The following is a 26,280-nucleotide window of genomic DNA, read 5'->3' on the forward strand; positions in this document are numbered from 1 at the left end:
CGGAATCGGAGGATTCGTCCGGGTAACCACTGGGGTCTAGGAGTTCGCGAGAGCCTTCCAGTCCTCGAGGCGCTGGGCGATCAGGGTCGCGCGGGCGTCGGCGTCGCGGCCGTCGAGGACGGCCAGGTCGGCGGCGTCGGCGCGCAGGTAGACGCCGGAGGTCCGGGCGTTGAGGGTGAGGTCGGCATCCGACCGGGTGATCCAGTGGCCGGTGGCGCGGTCCTCGGTCTCGCAGGTGATCTGGCCCGTGCCGTGCAGCTGCGGGGCGTTCGGGTCGCGGGGTCGCTCACCCTTCCAGGCGTAGAAGATCCCGGCGGGATCCTTCGTCTCCTTCGCGGCCTCGCTCCAGTAGCGGGCGGACAGGGTGCCGTCCTCCTGCCAGGAGCGGCCGTTCACCTCGAGCATCCGGTCGCGGTCGCGCGAGATGCGCAGCAGGCTCACCGCCGACGGCTCCAACGCGCTCCGCTCCGTGGTGGAGAACTGCCACCAGAGACCCTCGATGCGCGACAGGACGCCGAGGTCCTCGATCGCCTTGCGCAGCTTCTGGTTCATGGCCGCGACCTCGTCCGCGTCGCTCGCGTCGCCGTACCGCACGCAGGTCAGGCCGAGCAGGTCCGTGGGCAGCTTGGCGCCCTCGGCGTGCAGGATGAACGTCCGGTCCATGCCGAGCACGCCGCCGAACAGGCCGGCCTCGAAGACGACGTTGTCTCGCGGCGACGCCTGGCCGGCGTCCGGCGCCGCGCTCTCCACGCTGGTCCAGTCGTCCCGGGCGAAGATGAACGCGGCGAAGTCGACCTCATGGGTCAGCTCGACCAGGCGACCGAGCGTCGTGCTGCCCGGGTTGAACGTCACCGTCCACGGCTCGACGTCCGCGACGTCCTCCAGCCCGACCGTCAGCCCGTCGAGCAGCGCGGCCTGCTTGCCGGAGGACCCGAGGAAGATGCGTGGCTTCGCCATCGGCGCAGCCTACTGAAACCTCAGGACTGCGCGGCCTTCAGACCGAGGGCGATCTCGACGAGCTGGTCCTCCTGGCCGCCGATCAGCTTGCGCCGGCCCGCCTCGAGCAGGATCTCCGCGGCGGAGACGCCGTAGCGCTCGGCGGCGTTGTCGGCGTGACGGAGGAACGACGAGTAGACGCCGGCATAGCCGATCATCAGCGCGTTCCGGCTGAGCGTGCACTCCTCCGGCATGGCCGGACGGACGACGTCCTCGGCCGCGTCGACGACCTGCATGAAGTCGACGCCGGTCTTCCAGCCGAGCTTGTCGGCGACGCCGATGAACGCCTCGAGCGGGGTGTTGCCGGCGCCGGCGCCGAAGCGGCGGACCGAGCCGTCGATCTGCGTCGCGCCCGCGCGGGCGGCGATGACCGTGTTGGCGACGCCGAGCCCGAGGTTCTCGTGGCCGTGGAAGCCGACGGTGGCGTCCTTGCCGATCTCGGCCACGAGCGCGGACACGCGGTCGGAGACGTCCTCCATGATCAGCGCGCCGGCGGAGTCGACGACGTAGACGCACTGGCAGCCGGCGTCGACCATGATGCGCGCCTCCTTGGCGAGGCGCTCCGGCGGCTGGGTGTGGCTCATCATCAGGAAGCCGACGGTCTCCAGGCCCAGCTCGCGGGCGAGACCGAAGTGCTGCTGCGACGTGTCGGCCTCGGTGCAGTGCGTGGCGACGCGGCAGATCTTGCCGCCGTTGTCCTGGGCGGCGCGGATGTCGTCCTTGGTGCCGACGCCGGGGAGCATGAGGAACGCGATCTTGGCGTTCTTCGCCGTCTCGGCGGCGAGCTTGATCAGGTCCTGCTCCGGCGTCGCGGAGAACCCGTAGTTGAACGACGAGCCGCCGAGGCCGTCGCCGTGCGTGACCTCGATGACCGGCATGCCGGCGGCGTCGAGGGCGCCGACGATGTCACGCACCTCCTGCTCGACGAACTGGTGCCGCTTGTGGTGCGAGCCGTCGCGCAGGCAGGTGTCGGTGAGGCGGAGGTCGAGGGCGCTGTCCGGGTCGGTGTCGGTCCAGCGGCGGGCGAGGTCGTTGACGGTCACTTGAGCATCCCTCTCGCGATGTTCTCGCCGACCTGCGTGGCGGCGGCGGTCATGATGTCGAGGTTGCCGGCGAACGGCGGCAAATAGTCGCCGGCGCCCTCCACCTCGATGAAGGTGCTGACCTTCGTGCGGCCCTGCGTGGCAGCCGAGGCGTCGTCGAACTGCGGGTCCTGCAGCAGCCGGTAGCCGGGCACGTACTTCTGCACGTCCGCGACCATGCTGACGATCGACTCGGCGATGGCGTCGCGGTCGGCGTCGGCGTCGACGGCGCAGAAGATGGTGTCGCGCATGATCATCGGCGGGTCGGCCGGGTTGAGGATGATGATCGCCTTGCCGCGCTCGGCGCCGCCGATGGTCTCCACGCCCTTGCTGGTGGTGCGCGTGAACTCGTCGATGTTGGCGCGGGTGCCGGGACCGGCCGACGCGCTGGAGACCGACGCGACGATCTCGGCGTACGGCACGGGCGTCACGCGCGAGACGGCGTAGACCATCGGGATGGTGGCCTGGCCGCCGCAGGTGATCATGTTGACGTTCTCGGCGTCGAGGTGCTCCTCGCCGTTGACCGGCGGGATGACGGCCGGGCCGACGGCGGCGGGCGTGAGGTCGATGGCGCGGATGCCGGCCTCGGCGTAGCGCGGCGCGTACTCACGGTGCACGTACGCGGACGTCGCCTCGAAGATCAGGTCAGGCAGCTCGTCCTGCTTGAGCAGCCAGTCGACGCCCTCGTGGGTGGACGTCAGACCCTTGTCGGCGGCGAGCTTCAGGCCCTCCGACGCCGGGTCGACGCCGACCATCCAGCGCGGCTCCACGACGTCGCTGCGGAGCAGCTTGTAGAGCAGGTCGGTGCCGATGTTGCCCGGCCCGACGATGGCTGCGGTGACCTTGTCACTCATCGTTCACTCCTTGAAGGTGACGGTCAGGGGTGCGAACCCGCTGATGGACGCCGTGACGCGGTCCCCCGCGGCGAACGGCACGAAGGGCCCGAGGGCCCCGGACAGGATCAGGTGGCCCGCACGCAGCGGGTCGCCGAAGCGCGCGGCCTGGACGGCGAGCCAGCGCAGCGCCTCGAGCGGGTCGCCGAGGCAGGCGGCGCCGGTGCCGGCGGAGCGCTCCTCGTCGTTGATGGTCAGGCTCATCACCACGTCGCGCGGCTCGATCTCGCTCAGCGGGAGGCCGTCGTCGCCCACGACGAACAGCCCGCTCGACGCGTTGTCGGCGACCGTGTCCGTGAACTCGATGTCCCAGTCCTGGATCCGGCTGTCGACGATCTCCAGCGCCGGGATCGCCACGTCGACAGCGTCGCGGACGAAGTCGAGGGTGATCTGCTCCTCCGGCACGTCGATGTCGCGGCCGAGCCGGAACGCGACCTCGGCCTCGACCCGCGGCTGCAGGAGCGTGCGCATCGAGATCGGGTCGTCGTGGCTGACGTCCATGTCGTCGAGCAGGTAGCCGAAGTCGGGCTGGTCGACGCCGAGCTGGTTCTGCACCGCCTCCGACGTCGCGCCGATCTTGCGACCGACGACGGTGGCCCCGCCGGCGAGCCGCATCTGGACCAGCCCCTGCTGCACGGCGTAGGCCCCCTGGAGGTCGTCCGTGGAGATCAGGTCGCGCACGGCCGCGCACGGCACCCGGGTCTCCAGAGCGGTCGCGAGCCGCTCGGTGGCCGCAGCGATGGCCGCGGCATCGGCCGTGGAGGAGGTCACCGCGCCATACTAGAACCTGTTACAGTTTTGCGGAAGTCAGCACCCTGCCGACCGCGTCATCGGAGGCCAGATGGAAGACACGCACGACGTCGTCGTCGTGGGGGCCGGCGGGGCGGGGATGACCGCCGCGCTCGCCTGCGCGAACCACGGGCTCGACACCGTCCTGATCGAGAAGAGCCCGTACTTCGGCGGCTCGACGGCTCGGTCCGGCGGCGGCGTGTGGATCCCCGGCAACCGGGCGCTCCGCGAGGCCGGTCAGGTCGATCCCGACGACGCCGAGCAGTCGCGTCGGTACCTCGAGGCGATCGTCGGCGACGTGGTGCCGAAGGAGCGCCGCGAGACGTTCCTGAACCGCGGCCCCGAGGTCATCGACTTCCTGATGGATCACACGCCAGTGCGCCTGCGCTGGGTGCCGGAGTACTCCGACTACCTGCCCGAGCAGCCCGGCGGACGCCCGCGCGGCCGCAGCGTCGAACCGATCCCGATGGACGGCCGCATCATCGGTGACGAGCTCGAGCGGCTCTGCCCGCCGTACACGAAGGCGCCGGCCAACCTCGTCGTCACGCAGGCCGACTTCCGCAAGATCAGCCTCGGCCTCCGCACGATCCGCGGCCCGATCACGATGATGCGCGTCGTGCTGAAGCGGCTGCTCGACACGTTCCGCGGCCGCCGCATGTACGCCATGGGCAACGCCCTCTCGATCAGCCTGCGCAAGGGGCTCATGGACGCCGGCGTGCCGGTGCTCTACGAGACCGAGCTGACCGGGCTGGTCGTCGAGAACGGCCGCGTCGTCGGCGTCCGCGCCGACCGCAGTATTGATGGAGGGGGAAGCGAGGAGGTCGTCATCCGCGCCAGCAAGGGCGTCATCCTCGGCGCCGGCGGGTTCGAGAAGAGCGACGCCCTGCGCGAGAAGCACCTCCCGCAGCCCACCGACGCCGCCTGGAGCACCGCCGCTGCCAGCAACACCGGTGGGGGCATCGAGGCCGGCGTCGCGATCGGCGCCGCCACCGACCTGATGGACGACGCGTGGTGGGGCCCGACGATCCCGCTGCCGTCCGGCCCGTGGTTCTGCCTGGCCGAGCGCAACCTGCCCGGCTCGATCATCGTGAACTCCGCCGGTCGGCGGTTCATGAACGAGGCGCTCCCGTACGTCGAGGCCACCCACGCGATCTACGCGGGCGAGGCCACCGGCGTCTCGCACGTGCCGGCCTGGATGGTCATCGACCAGCGCTACCGGAACCGCTACCTGTTCGCCGGGCTCGGGCCGCGGCAGCCGTTCCCCGGTCGCTGGTACAAGTCCGGCGTGGTCCAGAAGGCGGGCACGCTCGCCGAGCTCGCCGCGAAGATCGACGTCCCGGCCGACGCGCTCGAGGAGACCGTGCGCCGGTTCAACGGCTTCGCCGAGTCCGGCGTCGACGAGGATTTCCACCGCGGCGAGAGCGCGTACGACCGTTACTACGCCGATCCGCGCGTGAAGCCCAACCCGTCGCTGCACCGCATCGACAAGGGCCCGTTCTACGCGGTGAAGATCGTGCCGGGCGACCTCGGCACGAAGGGTGGGATCGTCACCGACGAGCGCGGCCGGGCGCTGCGTCCCGACGGCTCGGTGATCGACGGCCTGTACGCCGCGGGCAACTGCTCGTCGGCCGTCATGGGCCACACCTACGCCGGGCCCGGCGCCACCATCGGGCCGGCGATCACGTTCGGCTACCTGGCAGCAGAGGACATCGCGCATGCCGATTGATCCCGACGTCGCGATCGGTGCCGAGGTGGGCACCCTCGAGTTCTCCTGGTCCAGCAGCGACGTGCTGCTGTACCACCTCGGCATCGGCGCGCAGGACCTCCGCTACACGCTGGAGACCGACCCCGGCTTCCAAGTGCTGCCGAGCTTCGCGGTCGTCGCGCCGACGTTCCACGCCACCGAGGCGCCGAGCCTCGACCTGCCCGGCTGCGACATCAACCTGGCCCAGGTCGTGCACGGCTCGCAGGAGGTGCAGGTCGCGTCGCCGCTGCCGCCGTCCGGATCGGCCAGCCTGACCACGTCGATCGTCGACGTCTGGGACAAGGGCAAGGCCGCCGTCATCTGGCAGGAGGGCGTCGCCACCGACCCGAGCGGCACCGAGCTGTGGCGCGTGCGGTCGTCGATCTTCGTGAAGGGTGAGGGCGGCTGGGGCGGTGACCGCGGCGAGAGCACATCGGTCCCGGCGCCGGAGCGCGCTCCCGACGCGTCGATGACGTACGACGTGCGCCCGGAGCAGGCGCTGCTCTACCGCTTGAGCGGCGACCGCAACCCGCTGCACGCCGATCCGGAGTTCGCGAAGCTCGCCGGGTTCCCCGCGCCGATCCTGCACGGCTTGTGCACCTGGGGCATCGTCCTGCGCGAGGTGACGGACACCCTGCTGGGCGGCGACGCCACCGCGGTCGCCGGCTTCAAGGGCCGCTTCACCGGCGTCGTCTTCCCCGGCGAGACGCTCACCGTGAACGCCTGGGACGAGCCGGACGGCATCGCCGTCGCCGCGACCGTCGGCGACGGCGACCGCCCCGCCCTCTCCGACTGCCTCGTCACCCGCCGCTGACGGACTCGGTGGTCGAGTGCCCCCGCGAGCGCCAGCGAGCTGGGGGTGTAACGAGACCACCAGACGTGATCTCGATACACCTGCTCGCAGAGCTCGCAGGCACTCGATCACCGAGGGCTTCCTCCCGTCGGAGGCCACGCCTAGGTTCGGGGGATGAGCTCCGAGCCGACCCAGCACACCATCGCGTCGTACGAGGCGATCGTCGACGACTACGCGGAGGAGACTGCGGGGCCCGCCGTCCTCGCCAGCGGACTGACCGCGCTGGCCGAGGCCGTGCCGGGGGGCCACGCCCTGGAGGTCGGGTCCGGCCCGGGCTGGGACGCCGACGTGCTGGAGGAGGCTGGACTTACCGTCCGCCGCACCGACCTGACCGAGGGGTTCATCCGGTTCCAGCGCGACCGCGGCAAGCAGGTCGACCGGCTCGACGTCGTCGCCGACGACCTCGGCGGTCCGTACGACGCCGTCATGGCGCTGCATGTCCTGCAGCACGTGCCGACCGTCGAGCTGCCGGCCGTGCTGGCCAAGGTCGCCGGAGCCCTGCGGCCGGACGGCTGCTTCCTCGTCTCCATCCCGCGCGGCGAGGGCGAGGGGTGGGAGACCGGCGAGTCCGGCAGCCGGTACTACCGCGCGCTGCACACCAAGGACGAGCTGCTCGGCCTGCTCCGCGACGCGGGCCTCGAGCCGGAGTGGACCGACCAGGCGCTTGACGAGGAGTCCGGCTGGCTCTGCGTGCTGGCCCGCCGCTGACCTAACCCCGGTGGTCGAGTGCCTCCGCGAGCGCCAGCGAGCTGGAGGTGTATCGAGACCACCTGTTGACGTGGTCTCGATACGCCGCTCGTTCCTCGCGGCTACTCGACCACCGAGGGTGGCGTGCATTTCTTGACTCGTTCAGGAAAAGCAGGCAAGGTCGGAGGCATGGTCGACACGGCGCAGCTCGAGGGGACGCTCAGGGGGGTGGGTCTGCGCGTGACCCGTCCTCGCGTCGCGGTCCTCGACGCGGTGCACGACCACCCGCACGCCGACACGGACTCGATCATCCAAGCGGCCCGTCGCGACCTCCCGGACGTCTCGCACCAGGCCGTGTACGACGTCCTCCGCGCGCTCACCGACGCCGGGCTGGTGCGCCGCATCCAGCCCGCGGGCTCGGTGGCGCGCTACGAGGCACGCGTCGGTGACAACCACCACCACGTGGTGTGCCGCTCGTGCGGATCGATCGCCGACGTCGACTGCGCCGTCGGCGAGGCGCCCTGCCTGCACGGCGACGCGGACCACGGCTTCAGCATCGACGAGGCCGAGATCGTCTTCTGGGGGCTGTGCCCCAGCTGCTCCACCACCACCAACCGAGGGAAATCATGACTGAGAAGCCAGACACGCCCACCCACGACGGCAGCGAGAGCGAGAACCCGGCGATCGACGCACCGGAGCCCGCCACGAGCGGCCGCCCCCGGACGAACCGCGACTGGTGGCCCAACCAGCTGGACCTGACCGTGCTCCACCAGCACGCCACGAAGTCCAACCCGATGGACCCGGACTTCGACTACAAGAAGGAGTTCGCCAAGCTCGACGTCGAGGCGCTCAAGGCCGACATCGTCGAGGTGCTGAACACCTCGCAGGACTGGTGGCCCGCCGACTTCGGCCACTACGGCGGCCTGATGATCCGCATGAGCTGGCACTCGGCCGGCACCTACCGCATCGAGGACGGCCGCGGCGGCGCCGGCGACGGCGGCCAGCGCTTCGCCCCGCTGAACAGCTGGCCGGACAACGCCAACCTCGACAAGGCGCGTCGCCTGCTCTGGCCGGTGAAGAAGAAGTACGGCCGCAAGATCTCGTGGGCCGACCTCCTCGTGCTCGCCGGCAACGTCGCCCTGGAGGACATGGGCTTCGAGACGTTCGGCTTCGCGTTCGGCCGCGAGGACGTCTACGAGCCCGAGGAGATCTTCTGGGGTCCGGAGGACACCTGGCTGGGCGACGAGCGCTACAGCGGCGACCGCGAGCTGTCCGGCCCGCTCGGCGCCGTGCAGATGGGTCTCATCTACGTCAACCCGGAGGGCCCGAACGGCAACCCCGATCCCGTCGCCGCCGCGCGCGACATCCGCGAGACGTTCAGCCGCATGGCCATGAACGACGAGGAGACCTTCGCGCTCATCGCCGGCGGTCACACGTTCGGCAAGACGCACGGCGCCGGTGACGCCGACCTCGTCGGCCCGGAGCCGGAGGGCTGCCCGATCGAGGGTCAAGGCCTCGGCTGGAAGAGCAGCTATGGCACCGGCAAGGGCCCCGACACGATCACCAGTGGCCTCGAGGTCACCTGGACGGACAAGCCCACGCAGTGGAGCAACCGGTTCCTGGAGATCCTGTTCGGTCACGAGTGGGAGCTCACCGAGAGCCCGGCCGGCGCCAAGCAGTGGGTGGCCAAGGACGGCGACGAGATCGTCCCCGACGCCTACGACCCGGACAAGAAGCACCGCCCGACGATGCTCACCACCGACCTCGCCCTCCGGTTCGACCCGGAGTACGAGAAGATCGGCCGCCGCTTCCTGGAGAACCCCGACGAGTTCCGGCTCGCGTTCGCGAAGGCTTGGTACAAGCTGCTGCACCGCGACATGGGCCCGGTCTCGCGCTACCTCGGACCGTGGGTCGCCGAGCCGCAGCTCTGGCAGGACCCGGTGCCGACGGTCGACCACGAGCTGGTCGACGACTCCGACGTCGCGTCGCTGAAGGAGACGATCCTCGGCTCGGGTCTCTCCATCGCGCAGCTGGTGTCCACCGCGTGGGCTTCGGCCGCGAGCTACCGCGACACCGACAAGCGCGGCGGTGCCAACGGCGCCCGCATCCGGCTCGAGCCGCAGCGCAGCTGGGCCGTCAACGAGGGCACCGGTGAGGTCATCGCGAAGCTCGAGGCGATCCAGCAGGAGTTCAACGACGCGCAGACCGGCGGCAAGCGCATCTCGCTGGCCGACCTGATCGTCCTCGCGGGCGCCGCGGCCGTCGAGCAGGCGGCCAAGAACGCCGGCCAGGACGTCACCGTGCCGTTCCACCCCAGACGCACCGACGCGTCGCAGGAGCAGACCGACGTCGACTCGTTCGCCGTCCTCGAGCCGCGGGCCGACGGGTTCCGGAACTACCTGCGCGACGGCGAGAAGCTCCAGCCGGAGGTCCTGCTGCTCGACCGCGCCAACCTGCTGTCCCTGACCGCACCGGAGATGACCGTGCTGGTGGGCGGCCTTCGGGCGCTCGGCGCCAACCACGGCGGGTCGAAGCACGGCGTGTTCACCGACCGGTCCGACGCCCTGACGAACGACTTCTTCGTGAACCTGCTCGCCGCAGGCGCGGAGTGGAAGGCGTCGGAGTCCACGGAGAACGTGTACGAGATCCGGGACGTCGAGAGCGGCGACCTGCGCGGCACCGCCACCGCCGTCGACCTGGTCTTCGGCTCGAACTCGGTGCTCCGCGGCCTGTCCGAGGTCTACGCCGCCGACGACGCCGCGGAGAAGTTCACCCGCGACTTCGTCGCCGCGTGGACGAAGGTCATGGAGCTCGACCGCTTCGACCTGCGCTGACCGGGCCCACGCTGAGCGTGACGTTTTCGCCCGGATTTTCCGAATTTCCGGGCGAAAACGTCACTGCCAGCGAGCACGGCCGGCCTAGGTGCCGAGGATGAGACCCGACGTGGGGACGCCGGTGCCGGCTGTGACCAAGACATGGCGGGCGCCGGCGACCTGGTTCACGGACGTGCCGCGGACCTGGCGGACCGCCTCGGCGATGCCGTTCATGCCGTGGATGTAGGCCTCGCCGAGCTGGCCGCCGTGCGTGTTCAGCGGGAGGCGGCCACCGATCTCGATGGCGCCGTCGGCGATGAAGTCCTTCGCCTCGCCCGTGGCGCAGAACCCGAGCTCCTCGAGCTGCATGAGGACGTACGGGGTGAAGTGGTCGTAGAGGACGGCGGTGTCGATGTCGTCGGGCGAGAGGCCGGACTGGCGCCACAGCTCGCGACCGACGACGCCGATCTCGGGGATGCCGAGGTCGTCGCGGAAGTACGACGTCATCACGAACTGGTCGGGCGCGCTGCCCTGAGCGGCCGCGACGATCGGGACCGCGCCGGCCTTCAGGTCGCGGGCTCGCTCGGTGGACGTGACGACGATGGCCACGCCACCGTCGCTCTCCTGACAGCAGTCGAGCAGGCGCAGCGGGTCGGCGATCATCCGCGACGACTGGTGGTCCTCCAGCGTGATCGGCTTCTCGTAGAAGAAGGCGTTCGGGTTGGTGGCAGCGTGTCGGCGGTCGGCCACGGCGACCCGGCCGAAGTCCTCCGACGTCGCGCCGTACTCGTGCATGTAGCGGCGGGCCTGCATCGCGACGGTCGCGGCCGGCGTCGACAGGCCGTACGGGTAGGTCCAGGCGTTGTCGAGGCCGTTGGTGTTGGCCTGCGCCGCGGCAGCGCCCTGCACCTGGCCGAACCGGTGGCCGGAGCGCTCGTTGAAGCCGCGGTACGCGACGACGACGTCGGCCACGCCGGTGGCGACGGCCATCGCCGCCTGCTGCACCGTGCCGCACGCCGCGCCGCCGCCGTAGTTGATCCGGCTGAAGAACCGCAGCTCGCCCATCCCGAGCTCGCGGGCCAGGGCGATCTCCGCGGTGGAGTCCATCGTGAACGTGGTGAGCCCGTCGACGTCCGACGCCTCGAGGCCCGCGTCGGCCAGCGCGGCGAGCGTCGCCTCCGCGGACAACTGGAGCTCGGACCGGCCGGACTCCTTGGAGAACTCGGTCGCACCGATGCCGGCGATCGCCGCCACGCCACTGAGGCTCATCGACGCACCTCCAGCCTGGCGTTGACGTGGTTGCCGAGCGACACCCGCCCGGTCACGTCGATGGTGGTGACCCCGTCATCCTCGGACACGATCTCACCGGTGAACCGCAGCGTGTCGTACGGGTGGGCCGGGGCGCCGAGCCGCAACGCGCACGAGAGCACCTGCGTCTGCGGTCCGGACCAGTCGGTCACGTACCGCTGCACGAGGCCGGTGGTGGTGAGGATGTTCAGGAAGATGTCCTTGCTGCCGTGCGACTGCGCGAGGTCGCGGTCGTGGTGCACGTCCTGGAAGTCGCGCGTGGCCAGGGCCGTGGAGACCACGAGCGTCGGCGTGATGGGCAGCTCCCAGACCGGGAGGTCGGAGGCGGGCTCCGGCTCGGGCTCCGCCGGCGCCGTGCCGACCGGTCGCCACTGAGCGAGGGTGAGCTCATCGTCGATGCGGTCGAACCAGACCTCCATCGCGTCGCCGATCGCGACGCCGGCCGGGACCTCGCCAACCATCCGGACCCCCTCGTCGAGCTCGATCAGGGCGATGGTGAGCGGCAGCTGCTTGCCCGGCACCTGCGGGGCGTGGTGCTCCAGGAAGGAGTGGACCGCGCCTCGGCCCGACGCGACGACGTAGCCGCGGTCCATCGCGTGGCACGACGGGCACACCGGTCCGGGCGGGTGCCGGAGCTCGCCGCACGCGTTGCACTTCTGGATGCGCAGCTCGCCGGCGGCGGTGCCCTCCCAGAAGAACGCCGAGTCGCGGTTCACCATCGGCCGCACGAGCTTGGTCCGGTCGACGGTCGGCCGCCCGGTGCCCGGCTTGAACTTGAGCACCCGGAACAGCATCGTCGCGACCTCTTCACCGTCGACGGTCCAGGTGTTCCGCGTGGTGACGAAGTAGCCCTCGCCGACGCCGGTCTGCTTGGGGCCGACGACGTCGTCGAGCCGCGAGCTGATGCTCACCCGCTCGCCGGGGCGCAGGGTGCGGGCATAGGTCTGGTCGCAGTTGGTGCCGAGCACGGACGTGTAGCCGGCGTCGTCGAGCGCGACCATCGTGTCCCACAGCGGCTCGCCGGGCGGGCGCTCCGCGACGAGGCCGGGCATGGTCCACACCTGCGCCATCGCCGGCGGCGCCTCGCAGTCCGGACCCGGCTGCCAGCGCGGGTTGGTGTCGCCGATCGCCTCGGCCCAGTGGCGGATCATCGGCTCGTTGACCGGGTCAGCGCCCTCGCGGGCCTCGGCGTAGCCGCGAGCCTTGATCTCGTCGAACCGTTCTTGCAGGTCGCTCATCGGGGCACCTTCGGGAGGTCGAGTCCGAACATCGCGATCAGCTCACGCTGCACCTCGTTGACGCCCCCGCCGAACGTGAGCACGAGGTTCCGCTTGCTGGTGGCGTCGAGGTACTCGGCGAGGCGGCCGGTGGCCGGGTCCGCCGGGTCGCCGTACGTGGTGACGACGTCGTGCAGCGCCAGGCCGAGCCGCTGCACCTCGTCGCTGGCGAGGACCTTCGACGTCGACGCGTCGGCGACGGCCTGCCGGGCAGTACTGTCCGCCGCCCGCGGCCCTGCACCCCCGCCGGGTCCACTGCCCGTCGCGACGGACCAGTTCAGCAGCTCGTTGACGCGGAACGCGGCGGTGACGCGGGCCAGGGTGTCGCGGACCCACGGCACCTCGAGCACCGGCGTGCCGTCGGGCGTGGTGCGGCCGTCGGCCCAAGCGACGACGCGGTCACGGAGGCCCTCGAGCCGGCCGGCCGGACCGAGCATGACGCGCTCGTGGTTGAGCTGCGTGGTGATCAGCTCCCAGCCACGGTTCTCCTCGCCGACGAGCATGTCGACGGGCACCCGCACGTCGTTGTAGTACGTGGCGTTGGTGTGGTGGGAGCCGTCGCTGGTGACGATCGGCGTGGACGAGTAGCCGGGGTCGCGGGTGTCGACGATGAGGATCGAGATGCCGCGGTGCTTGGGGGCGTCGGGGTCGGTGCGCACGGCGAGCCAGACGTAGTCGGCCGCGTGGCCGCCGGTGGTCCACATCTTCTGGCCGTTCACGACGTAGTGGTCACCGTCGCGACGGGCCGTGGTGCGCAGCGAGGCGAGGTCGGTGCCGGCGTCCGGCTCGCTGTAGCCGATCGCGAAGTGCACGTCGCCGGTGACGATGTCCGCGAGGAACATCTCCTTCTGCTTCTCCGTGCCGTACACCTGCAGCGTCGGGCCGACGGTCTGCAGGGTGACGGCCGGCAGGTGGACGTCCGAGCGCGCGGCCTCGTTCACGAACGCCTGCTGCTCGATGGCGCTGCGGGCCTGGCCGCCGTACTCCTTCGGCCAGCCGACGCCGAGCCAGCCGTCGGCACCCATCTGCTTGATGATCCGGTGGTAGGCCGGGCCGTGCCGGTCGCTGCGCATCTCGTCCTCGTCCTCGTCGCTGACGAGGGTGCTGAGGTAGTCGCGCGCCTCCTGCTTGAACGCGCGATGCTCCTCGGGGAGCTCGGCGTTCTTGCCGGCGGTCTCCGTGATCGGCACCGCGCCGATGGCGGTCGGCCCGCCGAGGTGACGGGTGACGTCGCGGACGCCGGCGAAGTACGCGGCCATCGAGTAGGTGATGTCGACGCCCATGCCGCCGTGCAGGTGCTGGCAGGTCTGCATCGCGGTGGACGCGCGCTCGGTGAACCAGTGGGCGGCGACGGCGAGGTCGTCGTCGGCCGGGTCGCCGGCGTCGAGGCGGCGGGCCACCTCGGCCGCGGTGAGCGTGACCGTCCGCGACACGATGTAGACGTCGGCGATCTGCTGCGCGACGGCCTGGAACTCGGCCAGCGAGCGACCGAACTGCTTGCGGTCACGGACGTAGCCGGCGGTCAGGTCGCGGGCGCCCTCGACCAGACCCGCTCCCCAGGCCGCGAGCCCGGCGGTGGCGTGGCTGCGGACGACGTCGGCGTCCAGCTCCCCGAGCGCCGGCGCGTTCTCGAACGTGTAGGTGGCCTCGGTCGTCCCGCGCGACGTCGCGGTCTCGACGCGAGAGACGCCCGGACCATCCACGTCAACCAAGGCAACGGTCCTTGAGCCTGTCGAAAGGTCGGTGCCCGACACCAGGAGCACGGTCGGACCGTCCAGCACCGGCACCCCGATCGCTGTGCCGCTGACGCCGGAGCCGTCGACGGTCGCGTCGGTCCGCAGCGCCGGCGAGAGGAACAGCTCCCCCGCCACGATCTTCGGGACCAGCTCGCTCTGCAGCGCGTCGGAGCCGGAGCGGACGAGCGGGAGCAGCCCGCACGCGAGCGTCTCCCAGACCGGCAGATCGGCGGCGCGGCGTCCGACCTCGTGCAGCAGCACGCCGACCTCGGTCATGCCGAGACCCTCGCCGCCGTGTGCCTCCGGAGCGGCCAGGGCGAGCAGCCCGGACTCCTGCAGCGCGCCCCAGGAGCCGTCGCCGCGGTCGAGCACGTCGCCGATGACGGACCGCACCTCGTCGAGCAGCGAGTCCACGACATTCCTCCTAGAAGCTGGCAGGCACTCCGCCGAAACTATAACGTGTTCTAGTGACCTTCCGACGGTTCGTGCCGGACCTCCCCTCGGTCGACCTGCCCGAGGGCGAGTGGTTCGAGCTCCCTCGCCGGGGCCGGACCTGGCTCACCGACGTGCCCGGGCCGACGCCCGACGCTCCCACGATCGTGCTCCTGCACGCGGTCGGTTGCACGGGTCAGCTGACCTGGTTCCCGTCGATCCCGCGGCTCGCCGAGCGCTACCGGGTCATCACGTTCGACCAGCGGTGGCACGGCCGCGGCATCACGTCGGAGCGGTTCCTGGTGTCCGACTGCGCCGACGACGTCGCCGCGCTCGTCGACCACCTCGGACTCGACCGGCCGATGGTCGCCGGCTACTCGATGGGGTCGGTCGTCGCTCAGCGCGTCTGGCGCCAGCACCCCGACGCCGTCGGCGGCCTCGTGCTCGCCGCCAGCACCGCGCACTTCCGCACCAACGGACGCGAGCGGCTGTTCCACGCCGGCATGGAGATCGGCATGGGCCTCACCGCGACGCTCTCGCGCTCGCGCACCGTCAACCGGGCGAGCGCCGCGGCCGTGGAGGCCATCGACGGCGACCGGTCCGACACCGCGCGCTGGGCGATGAACCAGTGGCGCGAGACCAGCCCGTGGGCGATCGGCCAGGCCGTCGCGTCGCTCGGCCGACACCATTCCACGCCCTGGCTCGGGCAGATCGACGTCCCGACCGCCGTCGTGGTCACCACCCGCGACCGCGTCGTCCCGCCGGAGCGTCAGCGCGAGCTCGCCGCCCGCATCCCCGGCGCCACCGTGCACGAGGCGCTCTGCGGCCACGCCGGCTGCGTCATGGAGCACCAGGCGTTCGTGCCGGCGTTCCTCGAGGCCGTCCACGCCACCAACGCACGCATGCGCGACCGACAGCTCGCCTGAGGTGGTCTCGATACACCCCACTCGCTGGCGCTCGCGGGGCACTCGACCACCGGTGGTCGAGTAGGCCCGAGGAACGAGGGCCGTATCGAGACCACTCAGGCGTCGAGGACGGCGGCCTTCATCGCCTTGAGCTCGTCGGGGAAGGCGTCGACGAGGTCCCAGACGCGGGGCATGAGCTCGCTGCAGGCGATGGCGCCGATGTGGATCTCGCCGTTGTTGCTCATGACGGTGATGTTCAGGCCGGCACCGTGGAAGATCGGGCCGAGCGGGTAGAGGGCGTCGATGCGCGCGCCCATGAAGTACAGCGGCACCGGCGGGCCCGGCACGTTGGAGATCACGAGGTTGTGGATCACCGGGGCGCGCTCGGCGAGGCGGAGGTCCGAGACCATGCGGACCGCCAGGCCGAACGTCCGCGGCGCGGCGAACTCGGCCCACTCCTGGAGGGTGTCGGCCGGCACCGCCTTGTGGTGCTCCTTGGCGTTCGCGTTGGCGACGGACATCTGGGTGATCCGCTCGCGCGGGTCCTCGACGTCGGTGCCGAGCCGGCAGAACATCGACGACACCTTGTTGCGGCCGGAGCGCTTGGACTCGCTGTGCACCGAGACCGGCACGCTGGCGAGCAGTGACGAGTCGGGCAGCTCGCCGCGCTCCTCGAGGTAACGACGCAGCGCGCCACCGCTGAGGGCCAGCACCACGTCGTTGACGGTGGCGCCCGGAACGGCGTTCTTGATCGCCTTGATGTCGTCGAGCGAGATGTCGGTGAACGCGATGGAGCGGTGGCCGGTGATGGTGCCGTTGAACGACGTGCGCGGCGCGGTGAGCGGGGCGGCCATCGCCGTGCCCTGACGCGCGCGCCGGCCGGTCTCGACCAGGGTGCGGACGGTGGGCGTGACGAGGCGGGCCAGCTGCCACGGCTTGGCCACCGTGGACACGACGCCGCGGCCGAAGAGCTCCCAGTCGCCCGGCACGCGCTGCTGCTGCACCAGGGCGCCCGGGGCGTCGGCGCTGTCGAGCGGCGGCGCGTCGGGCTCGAGGCTGCAGAGGTACGAGATCATGTTGGAGCCCGAGACGCCGTCGACCGACGCGTGGTGCATCTTCGAGAACACCGCGATCCGGCCGTCGGCCAGGCCCTCGATCACGTGCATCTCCCAGAGCGGGCGGCTCCGGTCGAGCGGGATGCCGGCGAGGTGGCCGGCCACCTCCGACAGCTCGCGCTCTCCCCCGGGCGCCGGCACCTCGAGCCGGTGGACGTGCCGGTCGATGTCGAACTCCTCGTCGACCACCCAGAGCGGGAAGTCGATGCCACCGGGCACGGTCTTGAGCTTGCGGTTGAACATCGGGACGTCGGAGACGCGGCGCGACAGCTCCTTCTTGAACGAGCCGAAGTCGTAGCCGCCGGGGATGGTCGCGGGATCGACGACGATCAGCCCGCACACGTGCATGAGCTGGGCGCCGCTCTCCAGGTACAGGAAGCTGGCGTCCAGACCGCTGAGTCGATCCATGGCCGGTATCCTAGCGTTTTAGAACGTGTTCTACTAATGCGGAAACCGTCGGAGGGACGCCCATGTCAGCCGGGTTCAGGCGCCGTCAGATCGCTCTCGCGGCGCTGGCGTTCAACGCGATCCGGCCGCCCAAGAACCCCTGGGCCGGCATCCCCGGGTTCGCCCTCGGCTGGCCCACCAGCGAGCTCGCGCCGCACCTGCTCACCGCCGGCCTGGCCGACACCGCCGCCGAGCTCCTGCTGCGGAAGGACCGCTCCAAGCTGGGCCTGCTCGCCGCCGCCGCGGCCGCCGGGATGCTCAGCCACTCGATCGCCCGCTCCCGCCGCACCGGCACCGAGCTCGACGAGGCCCTGCGCGAGAGCATCGGCGAGAACTACCTCGAGACCCTCGACCTGGCCGGCCCGCTCGACCTGCGCGTGCCCCGCGGCTCCGTCGCTCGGCCGTTCCACCTACGTCGGCGCGACGTCGGGTGGATCCGCAACGTCCAGTACGTCGAGGGCGGGCGCCGCGCCCGGCTCGACATCTACCGGCCCAAGGACCGCGACCTCACGAACGCGCCCGTCCTGCTCCAGATCCACGGCGGGGCCTGGACGATCGGCGCCAAGGAGGAGCAGGGCCTGATCCTGATGAACCGCCTGGCCCAGCAGGGCTGGGTGTGCGTCGCCTCCAACTACCGGCTCGCGCCCAAGCACCGGTGGCCGACGCAGATCGTCGACGTGAAGCGGGCCGTCGCGTGGATCCACGAGAACATCGCCGACTACGGCGGCGACCCGTCGTACCTGGCCATCACCGGCGGCTCAGCGGGCGGACACCTGTCCGCGCTCGCCGCGCTCACCCCGAACCTGAAGGATTACCAGCCCGGGTTCGAGGACGCCGACACGTCGGTCGACGCCTGCGTCCCGTTCTACGGCGTCTACGACGTCGCCGGCCTGACCGGACCGATGTCCGTCGAGATGCGCGACCGTTTCATCGCGCCGTGGGTGTTCAAGAAGAGTGCTCAGGACGCGATGGACGAGTTCGTGCAGGCGTCGCCGATCGCGCAGGTCGACGAGCACGCGCCCGACTTCTTCGTCATCCACGGCGCGAACGACACGTTGGCCCCCGTGCAGCAGGCCCGCGACTTCGTCGAGGCGCTTCGCAAGAAGTCAGCGGCGACGGTCACGTACGCCGAGCTGCCCGGCGCGCAGCACGCGTTCGAGGTGTTCTCGTCCTACCGCAGCCAGCACGCCACCGGCGCCGCGCAGCGCTGGCTGCAGTGGCACCGGGCCCGGTGGGCTCAGGCCCAGACCGACGCGACGTCACGTCGGTAGCGGCGGCCGGCCAGCGCCGTCACCACCACCACGACGGGGGCCGGGATCTGCCTCCGCAGGGCACGACGCGCGTCCGCGTCGGCACCGTCCTGGAGCCACGCGAGGATGTTGCCGAGCCGGCCACGCTGCGCCCGGACCACCTTCTTCGCGGCCGTCTGCATGGGCGGAGCGTCCTGGTACGCGGCGTTGATCGGCTCCAGGTCGCGCTCCTCGTGCTCGAGGTGGCCGAGCAGGACGTCGCTGAAGCTCGCGAGGGCCTTGCGGGCCGCGTCCGCCGAGAGGGCGGTCGGGTGATTGTGCAGCGCCTCCATCGTCGACGTCGCCGTGTCGAGCGCGCCACGCATCTGGTGGTGCTCCTCGTCCAGCTCGGCGACGGAGGAGAGGTCGGCGTCCGTCCTGCGCAGGGCCGGCCAGAAGACCTCTTCCTCGTACTTGTGGTGGTGGCGCACCTCGGAATCGAACCAGTCCCAGGCTCTCTTGAGGTCGTTCGCGCGGGTCTGCGAGCCCGACGGGAACGTGGCGAGGGCGTCGTCGAAGCGGGAGAGGTCCCGACGGAACGCCGCGTGAATGATCGTGTTCATGGTCCGGTGTTCGGTCACGACAGAATCTCCCCGAGATTGGTATTCTGACTAGAACCTCATTCTAGTTGAAATGGTTGAGGCCGTCAACGACCAGGAGTGACGTGGAGCGCGAGGCCGTCGAGGAGAAGCGGGCGTACGACGCCACGCGCCGGCGCGAGCGCGCGTCGCAGCAGCGCAGCGAGACCCGCGACCGCGTGCTGGCGGCGGCCGAGGAGCGGTTCCTCGCCGACGGCTACGCCGGGACGCGGATGACCGAGATCGCGGCGACGGCCGGGGTCTCCCTCGCCACCGTCTATGCGGCCGGCCGCAGCAAGGGCGAGCTCATCCAGCAGGTGATCCAGCGCGCCACCGCCGGCGTCCCGTCGGACGACCCGCTCGAGGAGCCGCCGGAGTTCGACGCCGCGGGCCGGCCCGCGCTGCGGCACATCGCCGCCGAGAACGAGCCCGAGCGTCAGGTCGAGCTGATCGCCGACCGCATCTCCGGCGTGCTGGAGCGGATCAGCCCGCTGTGGGCCGTGCTGCGTGACGCCGCGAGCGTCGACGAGACCGCGGCGACGTCCCTGGAGAACTCGCTGAAGCGCCGGCTCGTCTCATTGCGCGCGGCGATCGGGATGATCCCGGGAGAGCGGCTGCGCGGCGACCTCCGCGAGGCCACCGACACCCTGTGGGCACTGTCCAGCCCGGAGATCTACCTGATGCTGCGCACCTCCCGGCGCTGGAGCCACGCCCGCTACCGTGCCTGGCTGCGCGAGACCCTCCGCGTCCAGCTGCTCACCGCGGCCTGAGGCTCAGTCCCACCGAGAGCACGTCGTCGACCTGCGCGCCCAGGGCTCGGCGGACGCGGTCCTTCAGCGGCAGGAGGTAGCGGCCGTCCTTCGGGAACAGGGCCGTCGTGAAGTCGATGCCGCCGATCCGCACCTCGACCGCCACCTGGCCCCAGTACTCCAGGCCGGCGGCGGCCTCCTTGATGTCCGCGCTCTCGTCCTCGGGGATCGCGACGAAGTAGTACGGCGCCGGCCCGCGCCACTCGATGACGGGCCCTGAGAACTCGACGTCCACGGGCCCATCATCCAACGGCGAGCTGCAGCGCCACAGCGATCATCGTCGCCGCGATGCACACCTCGAGCACCTGCCAGGCGCGTGGCCGGGTGAGCGCGGGTGCCAGCAGGCGGGCGCCGAAGCCGAGGCCCGTGAACCAGACGATGCTGCCCACCGCCGCGCCGAGGGCGAACCACCAGCGGCCGCCAGCCACGTCGTCGTGCGTCGCGGCGATCGAGCCGAGCAGCAGGACGGTGTCGAGGTAGACGTGCGGGTTCAGCCAGGTGAGCGCCACCGCACGGCCGACGACGGTTCGGCGGGACTCGGCCGGGCCGCCGTTCGTCGACAACGCCTCCGACTGACGGGCGCGTCGCAGGGCCTGCGCCGCGTACCAGAGCAGGAACGCGACGCCCAACCACCGGACGACGTCGAGCAGCACACCCGCGCGGTCCACGGCGGCGCCGACGCCGCTGACACCGGCCGCGATCAGCACGACGTCGGAGACCGCGCACACGGCGACGACGGCGAGGACGTGCGCCCGCATGATCCCCTGCCGCAGGACGTAGGCGTTCTGCGCGCCGATGGCGACGATGAGCCCGAGACCGGTGCCGAGCCCGGCAAGCAGACTGGCGACCACGGTCAGCTGCGGGGCAAGCCGAGGATGCGCTCGGCGGCGACGTTCCGGAGAATCTGCGTGGTGCCGCCGGCGATGGAGAGGCAGCGGTCGAGCAGCATCGCGTGGACGTCCTGGGCGATGTCCGGGTCGTCGGCGAGCAGGGCGTCGGGGCCGTGCAGGCTGACGATCAGGTCCGATGACTCCTGCCGGTTCCGGACGCCGAGCAGCTTCGCGACGCTGGACTCCGCGCCCGGGCCCTGGCCGCCGATCGACCGGAGTGTGGAGCGGACGCCGAGCAGTCGGCAGACCGTGCCGAGCGCGACCTGCTGACCGACGCGGGCAGCCTCGAGGTCGCCGCGGCCGGCCACCAGCTCGATCGCCCGCTCGGTGCTCGGGCCGAGCTTGGAGCCCATCGCCACCCGCTCGTTCGCGAGCGTCGTGCGGGCCAGCCGCCAGCCGTCGTTGACCTCGCCCACCACGCAGTCGTCGGGCACGAAGACGTCGTCGAGGAAGACCTCGTTGAACATCGCCTCGCCGGTCATCTCCCGCAGCGGCCGGACGTCGATGCCCTCGGACGTCATGTCCACGAGGAAGTACGTGATGCCCTTGTGCGGCGGGGCGTCCTTGTCGGTGCGCGCGAGGCAGATGGCCCAGTCGGCGTCGTGCGCGCGCGACGTCCAGACCTTCTGGCCGGTGAGGCGCCACCCGTCCCCATCCCGGACGGCGCGAGTGCTGAGCGACGCGAGGTCGGACCCGGCACCGGGCTCACTGAACAGCTGACACCAGAAGATGTCGCCGAGCAGCGTCGGCAGGACGAACCGGTCGCGCTGCTCCTCGGTGCCGTGCTGGACGATCGTCGGCACCGCCCAGCCGCCGATGGCGATGTCCGGGCGGACGAGGCCGGCGCGGGCCAGCTCCTCGTCGACGACCAGCTGCTCGACCGGGCCGGCGTCCAGGCCGTGCGGCTTCGGCAGGTGCGGCATGAAGTAGCCGGCGCGCGCCAGGGCTGCCCGCTGCTCATACGTGGGCAGCGTGGCGATCGACGCCAGCTCGTCGCGGGTGGTCGCCCGGAACGCCTCATCGGCACCGTGGAAGTCGATCTCCATCGTGCGGCGCTCGCCGTCCAGCGCGCGCCGGGCCAGCCGGGCGGCCGACTGCTCGCCGCCACCGGTGAGGGCGCCGACGATCCCGCGAAGCGCCACGGCACGGCGCAGGTACAGGTGGGCGTCGTGCTCGAACGTGAACCCGATGCCGCCGAGCACCTGGATGCAGGTCTGCGCGACGGAGACCGCGCCGTCGAGCGCCACCACGGCGGCGACGTCGGCGGCGAAGTCGGCCTGGTCGGACCGTGCGGCGACGGCGGCGTCCCACGCGGCCGCGGCGATCGACTCGGTGGTCTCCAGCATCTCGGCGCACAGGTGCTTGACCGCCTGGAACGAGCCGATCGGCGCACCGAACTGCTCGCGCACCTTGGCGTAGGCGACGGCGGTGTCGAGGCACCATTGCGCGACGCCCGACGCCTCGGCGGCCGCGATCGTCACCAGGACCCGGCGGACGAGTGCGTCGTCGACCCCGTCCAGCGGCGTGCCCCCACCGGAGATCGAGACACGGCCTCCGCGACGCGACAGGTCCGGGCCGGCGACCGGCTCGACGGACCAGCCGTCACCGTCGTAGAGCCGCCACCCACCGTCGTGCGGGGCGAGCAGCCACCGGGCGTCCACGGCTCCGACGGCCAGTGAGTCGGTGAGCGCCAAGGCCGCACGGCCGCCGGACGCGAGGTCGGCGAGCGCGTCGGTGGCCGACGTCCGGGCGAGCACCTGCGCGACGACCGTGGTGGAGAGGATCGGTCCGGGCACGAGACCGTAGGCAGCCGCCTCGACCGCCACCACCTGGTCCAGAAGATCGCCCCCGCCGCCGCCGTGCGACTCCTCGATGGCGATGCCGGTGAGGCCCATCTCGACGACGGCCTGCCACGTCTTGGCGAAGGCGGCGGCGACGTCGGACTCCGACTCGCGGACGGCCGCGGTTCCACCGAGCTCGACGGCCCACGCCCGTATGCTCGAGCCGAGCTCGAGGTGCTCGCGCGTCACGCCGACAGGCATGCTTCGCCTCCGAATCTAGAACGTGTTTCAATAATAGGATGACCAGTGTGACAGAGACTCCCGGCTCGAACGCCCAGCGCGAGCGCCGTCGTCGCATCCTCGACGCCACCATCGCCCTGGCGAACGAGGGCGGGTTCGACGCGGTGCAGATGCGCGAGGTCGCGGACAACGCCGACGTCGCCCTGGGCACGCTGTACCGGTACTTTCCGTCGAAGGTGCACCTGCTGGTCACCGCGCTCGGCCGCCAGTTCGAGCGAGCCGAGGCGCAGGCGCAGGGTCGCCCCGTTCCCGGCGACACCCCGCACGAGCGGGTCATGCACGTCCTCGGCGTCACCACCAAGGCCATGCAGAAGCAGCCGCAGCTCACCGAGGCGCTGACCCGCGCGTTCATGTTCGCCGACGCGTCGGTGTCCGAGGAGATCCACTACGTCGGCATGAAGCTGACCGCGATCATCACGCACGCCATCGAGGGCACCGATCAGACCCGCGAGCCCACCGAGGAGGACACCGCGATCGTCCGCGTCATCGGCGACGTCTGGCTGTCCGCCCTGATGGGTTGGGTCACCGGGCGCACCACGGCGGACGAGGTCGAGCGGTCGATGGACGTGGCCGTCCGCCTGCTGCTGCGCTGACACGACTCAGCGGATCGAGCCGCGACCCGCGATGAGCGGGAGGTCGAGCGGCGTCACCCAGCCGGGCGGCAGGTCGTTCACGGCGGGCACGGCGTTCAGCGCGCGCATGCCCGTGGCCAGGCAACCGGCGGTCGCAGCGTCGCGGCCGCTGCCGTCGCTGAACCGGAAGGCGGTCTCCTGCGTGATCGACGGCGTGCCCTCGATCTCGACCCGGTAGACGTCGTCCTGCCCGCCGCGCGGCCAGTCGGGCGCCGAGTCCTGACCGACGCGGTTCACGTGCCGGAGCTGGATGCGGGTCTCGCCCTTGTACACGCCGTTGATCGTGAAGCTCACCGCCGCGACCTGGCCGGGCTGGATCACGCCCTTGGCGCTCTTCACCTCGACCGGCGTGACCCACTTGTCGTAGGTGGTGGTGATGTCGTCGAGCTCGACGCCGACGGCCTCGGCCATCATCGGCACCGTCGCACCCCACGCCATGATCAGGATGTCCGGGATCTCGAGGATCGCCTGGTGCTCCGGCTCGCGGCCGATGCCCATCTCGTCCTCGTAGTCACCGAGGTAGTTCACGTAGTCGAGGATCTCCAGCGCGCGGACGACGCGGACCTCCGACGTCAGGCCCATCAGCGTCATCGGGAACAGGTCGTTGGCGAAGCCGGGGTCGATGCCGGTGGTGAAGCACGACGACCCGCCCGCGGCGCACGCCTCCTCGACCGGGGTGATCCAGTCCGGCGGGTTCTGCTTCATCGCCGGCCACACCCACGGGGTCATGGCGGTGGAGACGACGTCGACGCCGGCACGCAGGAACGCGGTCATCACGCGGATGTTCTCGTCGGCGTGCAGGGCGGTGGGGCCGTAGTGGACGAGTGCGTCGGGCTTCAGCGCGACGAGGGCGTCGAGGTCGTCGGTGCAGGTGACGCCGACGGGGTCGCGACCGCAGAGCACGCCGACGTCGACGCCGACCTTCTCCGGGTTGCTCACCCCGACGCCCGCGAGCTCGAACTCGGGGTGGTCGAAGACCTCCGACAGGACGAGCTTGCCGACGAAGCCGGTGCCCCAGACGACGATGCGTGAGGTCATGCCCCGATCAGCCCCTTTCCGGTGACGAGCGGCAGGTCGAGCGCGGTCACCAGACCCGGCTTGGCGTCGACCACCGCCGGGATCGCGTTGACGAGCCGCATCGCGGTGGCCTTGAGGCCTGCGGTGTTGTGGTCGCCGTCGCGACCGAGCAGCTGGACGTCGACGACGTAGTTGGGCTCGCCCTTGATCTCGACGCGGTAGCAGCCCTTGCCCGCGGGCTGCGGCCACTCGGGCGCGATGTCGTCGTGCACGCGGGTGACGTGCTCGAGCACGATCACGTCCTTGCCGCCGACCTTGCCGCGCAGCTCGAAGTGGAGCCCGGCGACGGTGCCGGCCTCGATGGTGCCGCTGTCGATCTCGAACGTCTTCTCCGCGGGCACGCGCTCGTAGAACTCCTCGACGTCCTCGAGCTCGACCCCGAGGCCGGCCGCGATCTGGTGCACGACGCTGCCCCACGCCATCGTCAGCACGCCCGGCTCGAGCAGCATGGGGACGTGGTCCATCGGCTTCCCGAAGCCCATGACGTCGAACAGGATCATGCCCTGGTCGTAGGTGTTGTAGTTGAGCACCTCGGAGCAGCGGACCTGGTCGATGCGCTCGCTGATGCTGGTCAGGGAGAGCGGGAGCCAGTCGTTGGCGAAGCCCGGGTCGATGCCGTTGACGTAGAGCGACGCACCGCCCTCGACGGCCGCCTGCTTCACGCCGCCGGCCATGTCGGCCACCGAGCCGCACGGGAACTGCAGGAACACCGGCCCGCTGGACACGACATTCAGGCCGGCGCGCAGCAGGCGCTCGAGGTCGGCCATCGCCTCGAACAGCCGGTCGTCGGCCATCGCGGTGTTGACGACGCAGTCCGGCTTGAGGGCGATGATCTCGTCGACGTCGTTCGTGGCGAGGACGCCGAGGTCCTTGCCGAGGTTCGCGAGGCGGCCGGCGTCCTGCCCGACCTTGTCCGGGTTGGACACCCAGACGCCGACGAGCTCCAGGTCAGGGCGGGCGTCGATGCCGGCGATGGCGTTCTTGCCGACGTTGCCCGTGCTCCACGCGACGACGCGGTAGGTCATTGCGGCTCCTCCAGGTCGGGCAGGCCCATGTCGAGGTTGGGTGCGTCGATGCCGCCGTCGACCTCGATCACCTTGCCGGTGACGTACGAGCCGGCGGGGCTGGCGAGGTAGAGGACGGCGGCGGCGATGTCGTCGGGGTCGCCGATGCGGCGGAGCGGGGTGTTGGCCTCCATCGCCGCGGTGAGGCCCTCGTCGCCGGTGACGATGTCGAGCGCCGACGTGGCGACCGAACCGACGGCGACGGCGTTGACCCGGACGCGCGGCGCGAGGTCGCGAGCGGCGAGCCGGGTCCACTGGGCGAGCGCGGCCTTGGCGGTGCCGTAGGCGAGGTAGCCGCGACCGGTGACACGGCCCATCACCGAGGAGATGTTCACGACCGAGCCGCCGTCGCCGGCCAGCAGGTGCGGCAGGGCGGCGCGCGTGAGCGCGTGCGCGGTGGAGACGTTGAAGTGGAACGCGTCCTCCATCGACGCGACGTTGGTGCGGACGAACTCCTTGGGCATCCAGCCGCCGACGTTGTTGACCACGACGTCGAGCCGCCCGAAGGCGTCGACGGCGGCCTGGCCGAGCCCGGCGGCCTGGTCGAGGTCGGACAGGTCGGCCGGCACGATGTGCGCCTGCCGTCCGTGCGCCTCGACCTGCGCGGCGACCTCCTTGAGCTGCTCCTCCGTGCGGGCGGACAGCACGACGTCGGCTCCGGCCTCGGCGAGGGCGACCGCGCTGGCCGCCCCGATCCCTCGGCCGGCTCCGGTGACGACGGCGACGCGGCCGTCCAGACGGAACCTCTCCAGCACCATGTCGGGACAGTAGCGCACAAACTAG

The 26,280-nt window shown here is 71.2% G+C and carries 24 protein-coding genes; 9 read left to right on the plus strand and 15 right to left on the minus strand.

Annotated elements, in window-relative coordinates:
- Positions 1-36: 36 nt before the first annotated feature.
- Genes FHP06_RS10690 through FHP06_RS10705 form a run of 4 tightly spaced genes read right to left on the minus strand, consistent with a single transcriptional unit; the run spans position 37 to position 3,742 of the window.
- On the minus strand, positions 37-957 hold the full coding sequence (locus FHP06_RS10690) for a TIR domain-containing protein (RefSeq protein WP_147686552.1): 921 nt from the start codon (positions 955-957) through the stop codon (positions 37-39).
- Between the two features lie 20 nt (positions 958-977).
- Complete coding sequence (gene dmpG / locus FHP06_RS10695; RefSeq protein WP_147686554.1) at positions 978-2,039, minus strand: 4-hydroxy-2-oxovalerate aldolase; 1,062 nt, start codon at positions 2,037-2,039, stop codon at positions 978-980.
- On the minus strand, positions 2,036-2,932 hold the full coding sequence (locus FHP06_RS10700; RefSeq protein ID WP_147686556.1) for an acetaldehyde dehydrogenase (acetylating): 897 nt from the start codon (positions 2,930-2,932) through the stop codon (positions 2,036-2,038). The genes dmpG and FHP06_RS10700 overlap by 4 nt, the downstream gene beginning before the upstream one ends.
- 3 nt (positions 2,933-2,935) lie before the next feature.
- Positions 2,936-3,742 (minus strand): 2-keto-4-pentenoate hydratase, encoded by an 807-nt coding sequence (locus tag FHP06_RS10705; RefSeq protein WP_147686558.1) that lies wholly within the window; start codon positions 3,740-3,742, stop codon positions 2,936-2,938.
- 70 nt (positions 3,743-3,812) lie between these two features.
- Here FHP06_RS10705 and kstD point away from each other — a divergent pair, with 70 nt between their 5' ends.
- From kstD to katG, 5 genes are all read left to right on the plus strand, one after another.
- A complete protein-coding gene (gene kstD, locus FHP06_RS10710) occupies positions 3,813-5,486 on the plus strand; it encodes a 3-oxosteroid 1-dehydrogenase (RefSeq protein ID WP_147686560.1) in 1,674 nt (557 codons plus the stop codon).
- Positions 5,476-6,318 (plus strand): MaoC/PaaZ C-terminal domain-containing protein, encoded by an 843-nt coding sequence (locus FHP06_RS10715; protein WP_147686562.1) that lies wholly within the window; start codon positions 5,476-5,478, stop codon positions 6,316-6,318. The genes kstD and FHP06_RS10715 overlap by 11 nt, the downstream gene beginning before the upstream one ends.
- Before the next feature lie 153 nt (positions 6,319-6,471).
- The gene (locus tag FHP06_RS10720; RefSeq protein ID WP_147686564.1) at positions 6,472-7,065 is read left to right on the plus strand and encodes a class I SAM-dependent methyltransferase; all 594 of its coding nucleotides are present in this window, start codon (positions 6,472-6,474) and stop codon (positions 7,063-7,065) included.
- Between the two features lie 168 nt (positions 7,066-7,233).
- On the plus strand, positions 7,234-7,674 hold the full coding sequence (locus FHP06_RS10725; RefSeq protein WP_147686566.1) for a Fur family transcriptional regulator: 441 nt from the start codon (positions 7,234-7,236) through the stop codon (positions 7,672-7,674).
- Positions 7,671-9,878, plus strand: coding sequence for a catalase/peroxidase HPI (katG, locus tag FHP06_RS10730; protein ID WP_147686568.1), 2,208 nt, complete (start codon positions 7,671-7,673; stop codon positions 9,876-9,878). Before FHP06_RS10725 ends, katG begins: the two co-directional genes overlap by 4 nt.
- An 84-nt stretch (positions 9,879-9,962) precedes the next feature.
- On the opposite strand, the gene FHP06_RS10735 is transcribed toward katG, so the two are convergent.
- The 3 genes from FHP06_RS10735 to FHP06_RS10745 are packed head-to-tail and all read right to left on the minus strand — an operon-like array spanning position 9,963 to position 14,592.
- Positions 9,963-11,126: a lipid-transfer protein gene (locus FHP06_RS10735; protein WP_147686570.1), complete on the minus strand. Its 1,164-nt coding sequence runs from the start codon at positions 11,124-11,126 to the stop codon at positions 9,963-9,965.
- Positions 11,123-12,403 (minus strand): FAS1-like dehydratase domain-containing protein, encoded by a 1,281-nt coding sequence (locus FHP06_RS16295; RefSeq protein ID WP_147686572.1) that lies wholly within the window; start codon positions 12,401-12,403, stop codon positions 11,123-11,125. The genes FHP06_RS10735 and FHP06_RS16295 overlap by 4 nt, the downstream gene beginning before the upstream one ends.
- The gene (locus tag FHP06_RS10745) at positions 12,400-14,592 is read right to left on the minus strand and encodes an acyl-CoA dehydrogenase (protein WP_230973479.1); all 2,193 of its coding nucleotides are present in this window, start codon (positions 14,590-14,592) and stop codon (positions 12,400-12,402) included. The genes FHP06_RS16295 and FHP06_RS10745 overlap by 4 nt, the downstream gene beginning before the upstream one ends.
- Before the next feature lie 53 nt (positions 14,593-14,645).
- On the opposite strand from FHP06_RS10745, the gene FHP06_RS10750 reads away from it, so the two are divergent.
- Entirely contained in the window at positions 14,646-15,536 is an 891-nt protein-coding gene (locus tag FHP06_RS10750) for an alpha/beta fold hydrolase (RefSeq protein WP_147686576.1), read from the plus strand.
- A 95-nt stretch (positions 15,537-15,631) separates the two neighbouring features.
- On the opposite strand, the gene FHP06_RS10755 is transcribed toward FHP06_RS10750, so the two are convergent.
- Complete coding sequence (locus FHP06_RS10755) at positions 15,632-17,038, minus strand: WS/DGAT/MGAT family O-acyltransferase (RefSeq protein WP_147686578.1); 1,407 nt, start codon at positions 17,036-17,038, stop codon at positions 15,632-15,634.
- 62 nt (positions 17,039-17,100) lie between these two features.
- On the opposite strand from FHP06_RS10755, the gene FHP06_RS10760 reads away from it, so the two are divergent.
- Positions 17,101-18,348 carry an alpha/beta hydrolase gene (locus FHP06_RS10760; RefSeq protein ID WP_147686580.1) on the plus strand — a complete coding sequence of 416 codons (1,248 nt, stop codon included), beginning with the start codon at positions 17,101-17,103 and terminating at the stop codon, positions 18,346-18,348.
- Here the strand turns inward: FHP06_RS10760 and FHP06_RS10765 are convergent.
- A complete protein-coding gene (locus tag FHP06_RS10765) occupies positions 18,315-18,947 on the minus strand; it encodes a hemerythrin domain-containing protein (RefSeq protein WP_147686582.1) in 633 nt (210 codons plus the stop codon). The two genes, FHP06_RS10760 and FHP06_RS10765, sit on opposite strands and share 34 nt — an antisense overlap.
- A gap of 83 nt (positions 18,948-19,030) precedes the next feature.
- On the opposite strand from FHP06_RS10765, the gene FHP06_RS10770 reads away from it, so the two are divergent.
- Positions 19,031-19,714 carry a TetR/AcrR family transcriptional regulator gene (locus FHP06_RS10770; protein ID WP_187271896.1) on the plus strand — a complete coding sequence of 228 codons (684 nt, stop codon included), beginning with the start codon at positions 19,031-19,033 and terminating at the stop codon, positions 19,712-19,714.
- Here FHP06_RS10770 and FHP06_RS10775 read toward each other — a convergent pair.
- The 3 genes from FHP06_RS10775 to FHP06_RS10785 are packed head-to-tail and all read right to left on the minus strand — an operon-like array spanning position 19,701 to position 22,685.
- The gene (locus tag FHP06_RS10775; protein WP_147686586.1) at positions 19,701-19,988 is read right to left on the minus strand and encodes a DUF1905 domain-containing protein; all 288 of its coding nucleotides are present in this window, start codon (positions 19,986-19,988) and stop codon (positions 19,701-19,703) included. The genes FHP06_RS10770 and FHP06_RS10775 overlap by 14 nt on opposite strands.
- 7 nt (positions 19,989-19,995) lie before the next feature.
- A complete protein-coding gene (locus tag FHP06_RS10780) occupies positions 19,996-20,604 on the minus strand; it encodes a LysE/ArgO family amino acid transporter (protein ID WP_147686588.1) in 609 nt (202 codons plus the stop codon).
- Positions 20,605-20,606: 2 nt separating this feature from the next.
- A complete protein-coding gene (locus FHP06_RS10785) occupies positions 20,607-22,685 on the minus strand; it encodes an acyl-CoA dehydrogenase (RefSeq protein WP_147686590.1) in 2,079 nt (692 codons plus the stop codon).
- Positions 22,686-22,723: 38 nt separating this feature from the next.
- On the opposite strand from FHP06_RS10785, the gene FHP06_RS10790 reads away from it, so the two are divergent.
- Positions 22,724-23,317: a TetR family transcriptional regulator gene (locus tag FHP06_RS10790; RefSeq protein WP_147686592.1), complete on the plus strand. Its 594-nt coding sequence runs from the start codon at positions 22,724-22,726 to the stop codon at positions 23,315-23,317.
- Between the two features lie 6 nt (positions 23,318-23,323).
- On the opposite strand, the gene FHP06_RS10795 is transcribed toward FHP06_RS10790, so the two are convergent.
- From FHP06_RS10795 to FHP06_RS10805, 3 genes are read right to left on the minus strand one after another with little or no spacing between them, the layout of a single operon-like run.
- Complete coding sequence (locus FHP06_RS10795) at positions 23,324-24,394, minus strand: NAD(P)H-dependent amine dehydrogenase family protein (RefSeq protein ID WP_147686594.1); 1,071 nt, start codon at positions 24,392-24,394, stop codon at positions 23,324-23,326.
- Complete coding sequence (locus tag FHP06_RS10800) at positions 24,391-25,458, minus strand: NAD(P)H-dependent amine dehydrogenase family protein (RefSeq protein WP_147686596.1); 1,068 nt, start codon at positions 25,456-25,458, stop codon at positions 24,391-24,393. Before FHP06_RS10800 ends, FHP06_RS10795 begins: the two co-directional genes overlap by 4 nt.
- Positions 25,455-26,255, minus strand: a complete 801-nt coding sequence (locus FHP06_RS10805; RefSeq protein ID WP_147686598.1) for an SDR family oxidoreductase — start codon at positions 26,253-26,255, stop codon at positions 25,455-25,457. Before FHP06_RS10805 ends, FHP06_RS10800 begins: the two co-directional genes overlap by 4 nt.
- Between the last annotated feature and the right edge of the window lie 25 nt (positions 26,256-26,280).

This window comes from Aeromicrobium terrae, from assembly GCF_008039565.1.
Classification (GTDB): Bacteria; Actinomycetota; Actinomycetes; order Propionibacteriales; family Nocardioidaceae; genus Aeromicrobium; species Aeromicrobium terrae.

Coding starts and splice junctions, on each gene's coding strand:
- FHP06_RS10790 (WP_147686592.1), top strand. CDS start 22,724: ATGACCAGTGTGACAGAGACTCCCGGCTCGAACGCCCAGCGCGAGCGC.
- katG (WP_147686568.1), top strand. CDS start 7,671: ATGACTGAGAAGCCAGACACGCCCACCCACGACGGCAGCGAGAGCGAG.
- FHP06_RS10725 (WP_147686566.1), top strand. CDS start 7,234: ATGGTCGACACGGCGCAGCTCGAGGGGACGCTCAGGGGGGTGGGTCTG.
- FHP06_RS10800 (WP_147686596.1), bottom strand. CDS start 25,458: ATGACCTACCGCGTCGTCGCGTGGAGCACGGGCAACGTCGGCAAGAAC.
- FHP06_RS16295 (WP_147686572.1), bottom strand. CDS start 12,403: ATGAGCGACCTGCAAGAACGGTTCGACGAGATCAAGGCTCGCGGCTAC.
- FHP06_RS10720 (WP_147686564.1), top strand. CDS start 6,472: ATGAGCTCCGAGCCGACCCAGCACACCATCGCGTCGTACGAGGCGATC.
- FHP06_RS10755 (WP_147686578.1), bottom strand. CDS start 17,038: ATGGATCGACTCAGCGGTCTGGACGCCAGCTTCCTGTACCTGGAGAGC.
- FHP06_RS10760 (WP_147686580.1), top strand. CDS start 17,101: ATGTCAGCCGGGTTCAGGCGCCGTCAGATCGCTCTCGCGGCGCTGGCG.
- kstD (WP_147686560.1), top strand. CDS start 3,813: ATGGAAGACACGCACGACGTCGTCGTCGTGGGGGCCGGCGGGGCGGGG.
- FHP06_RS10700 (WP_147686556.1), bottom strand. CDS start 2,932: ATGAGTGACAAGGTCACCGCAGCCATCGTCGGGCCGGGCAACATCGGC.
- FHP06_RS10785 (WP_147686590.1), bottom strand. CDS start 22,685: ATGCCTGTCGGCGTGACGCGCGAGCACCTCGAGCTCGGCTCGAGCATA.
- FHP06_RS10715 (WP_147686562.1), top strand. CDS start 5,476: ATGCCGATTGATCCCGACGTCGCGATCGGTGCCGAGGTGGGCACCCTC.
- FHP06_RS10735 (WP_147686570.1), bottom strand. CDS start 11,126: ATGAGCCTCAGTGGCGTGGCGGCGATCGCCGGCATCGGTGCGACCGAG.
- FHP06_RS10805 (WP_147686598.1), bottom strand. CDS start 26,255: ATGGTGCTGGAGAGGTTCCGTCTGGACGGCCGCGTCGCCGTCGTCACC.
- FHP06_RS10795 (WP_147686594.1), bottom strand. CDS start 24,394: ATGACCTCACGCATCGTCGTCTGGGGCACCGGCTTCGTCGGCAAGCTC.
- FHP06_RS10690 (WP_147686552.1), bottom strand. CDS start 957: ATGGCGAAGCCACGCATCTTCCTCGGGTCCTCCGGCAAGCAGGCCGCG.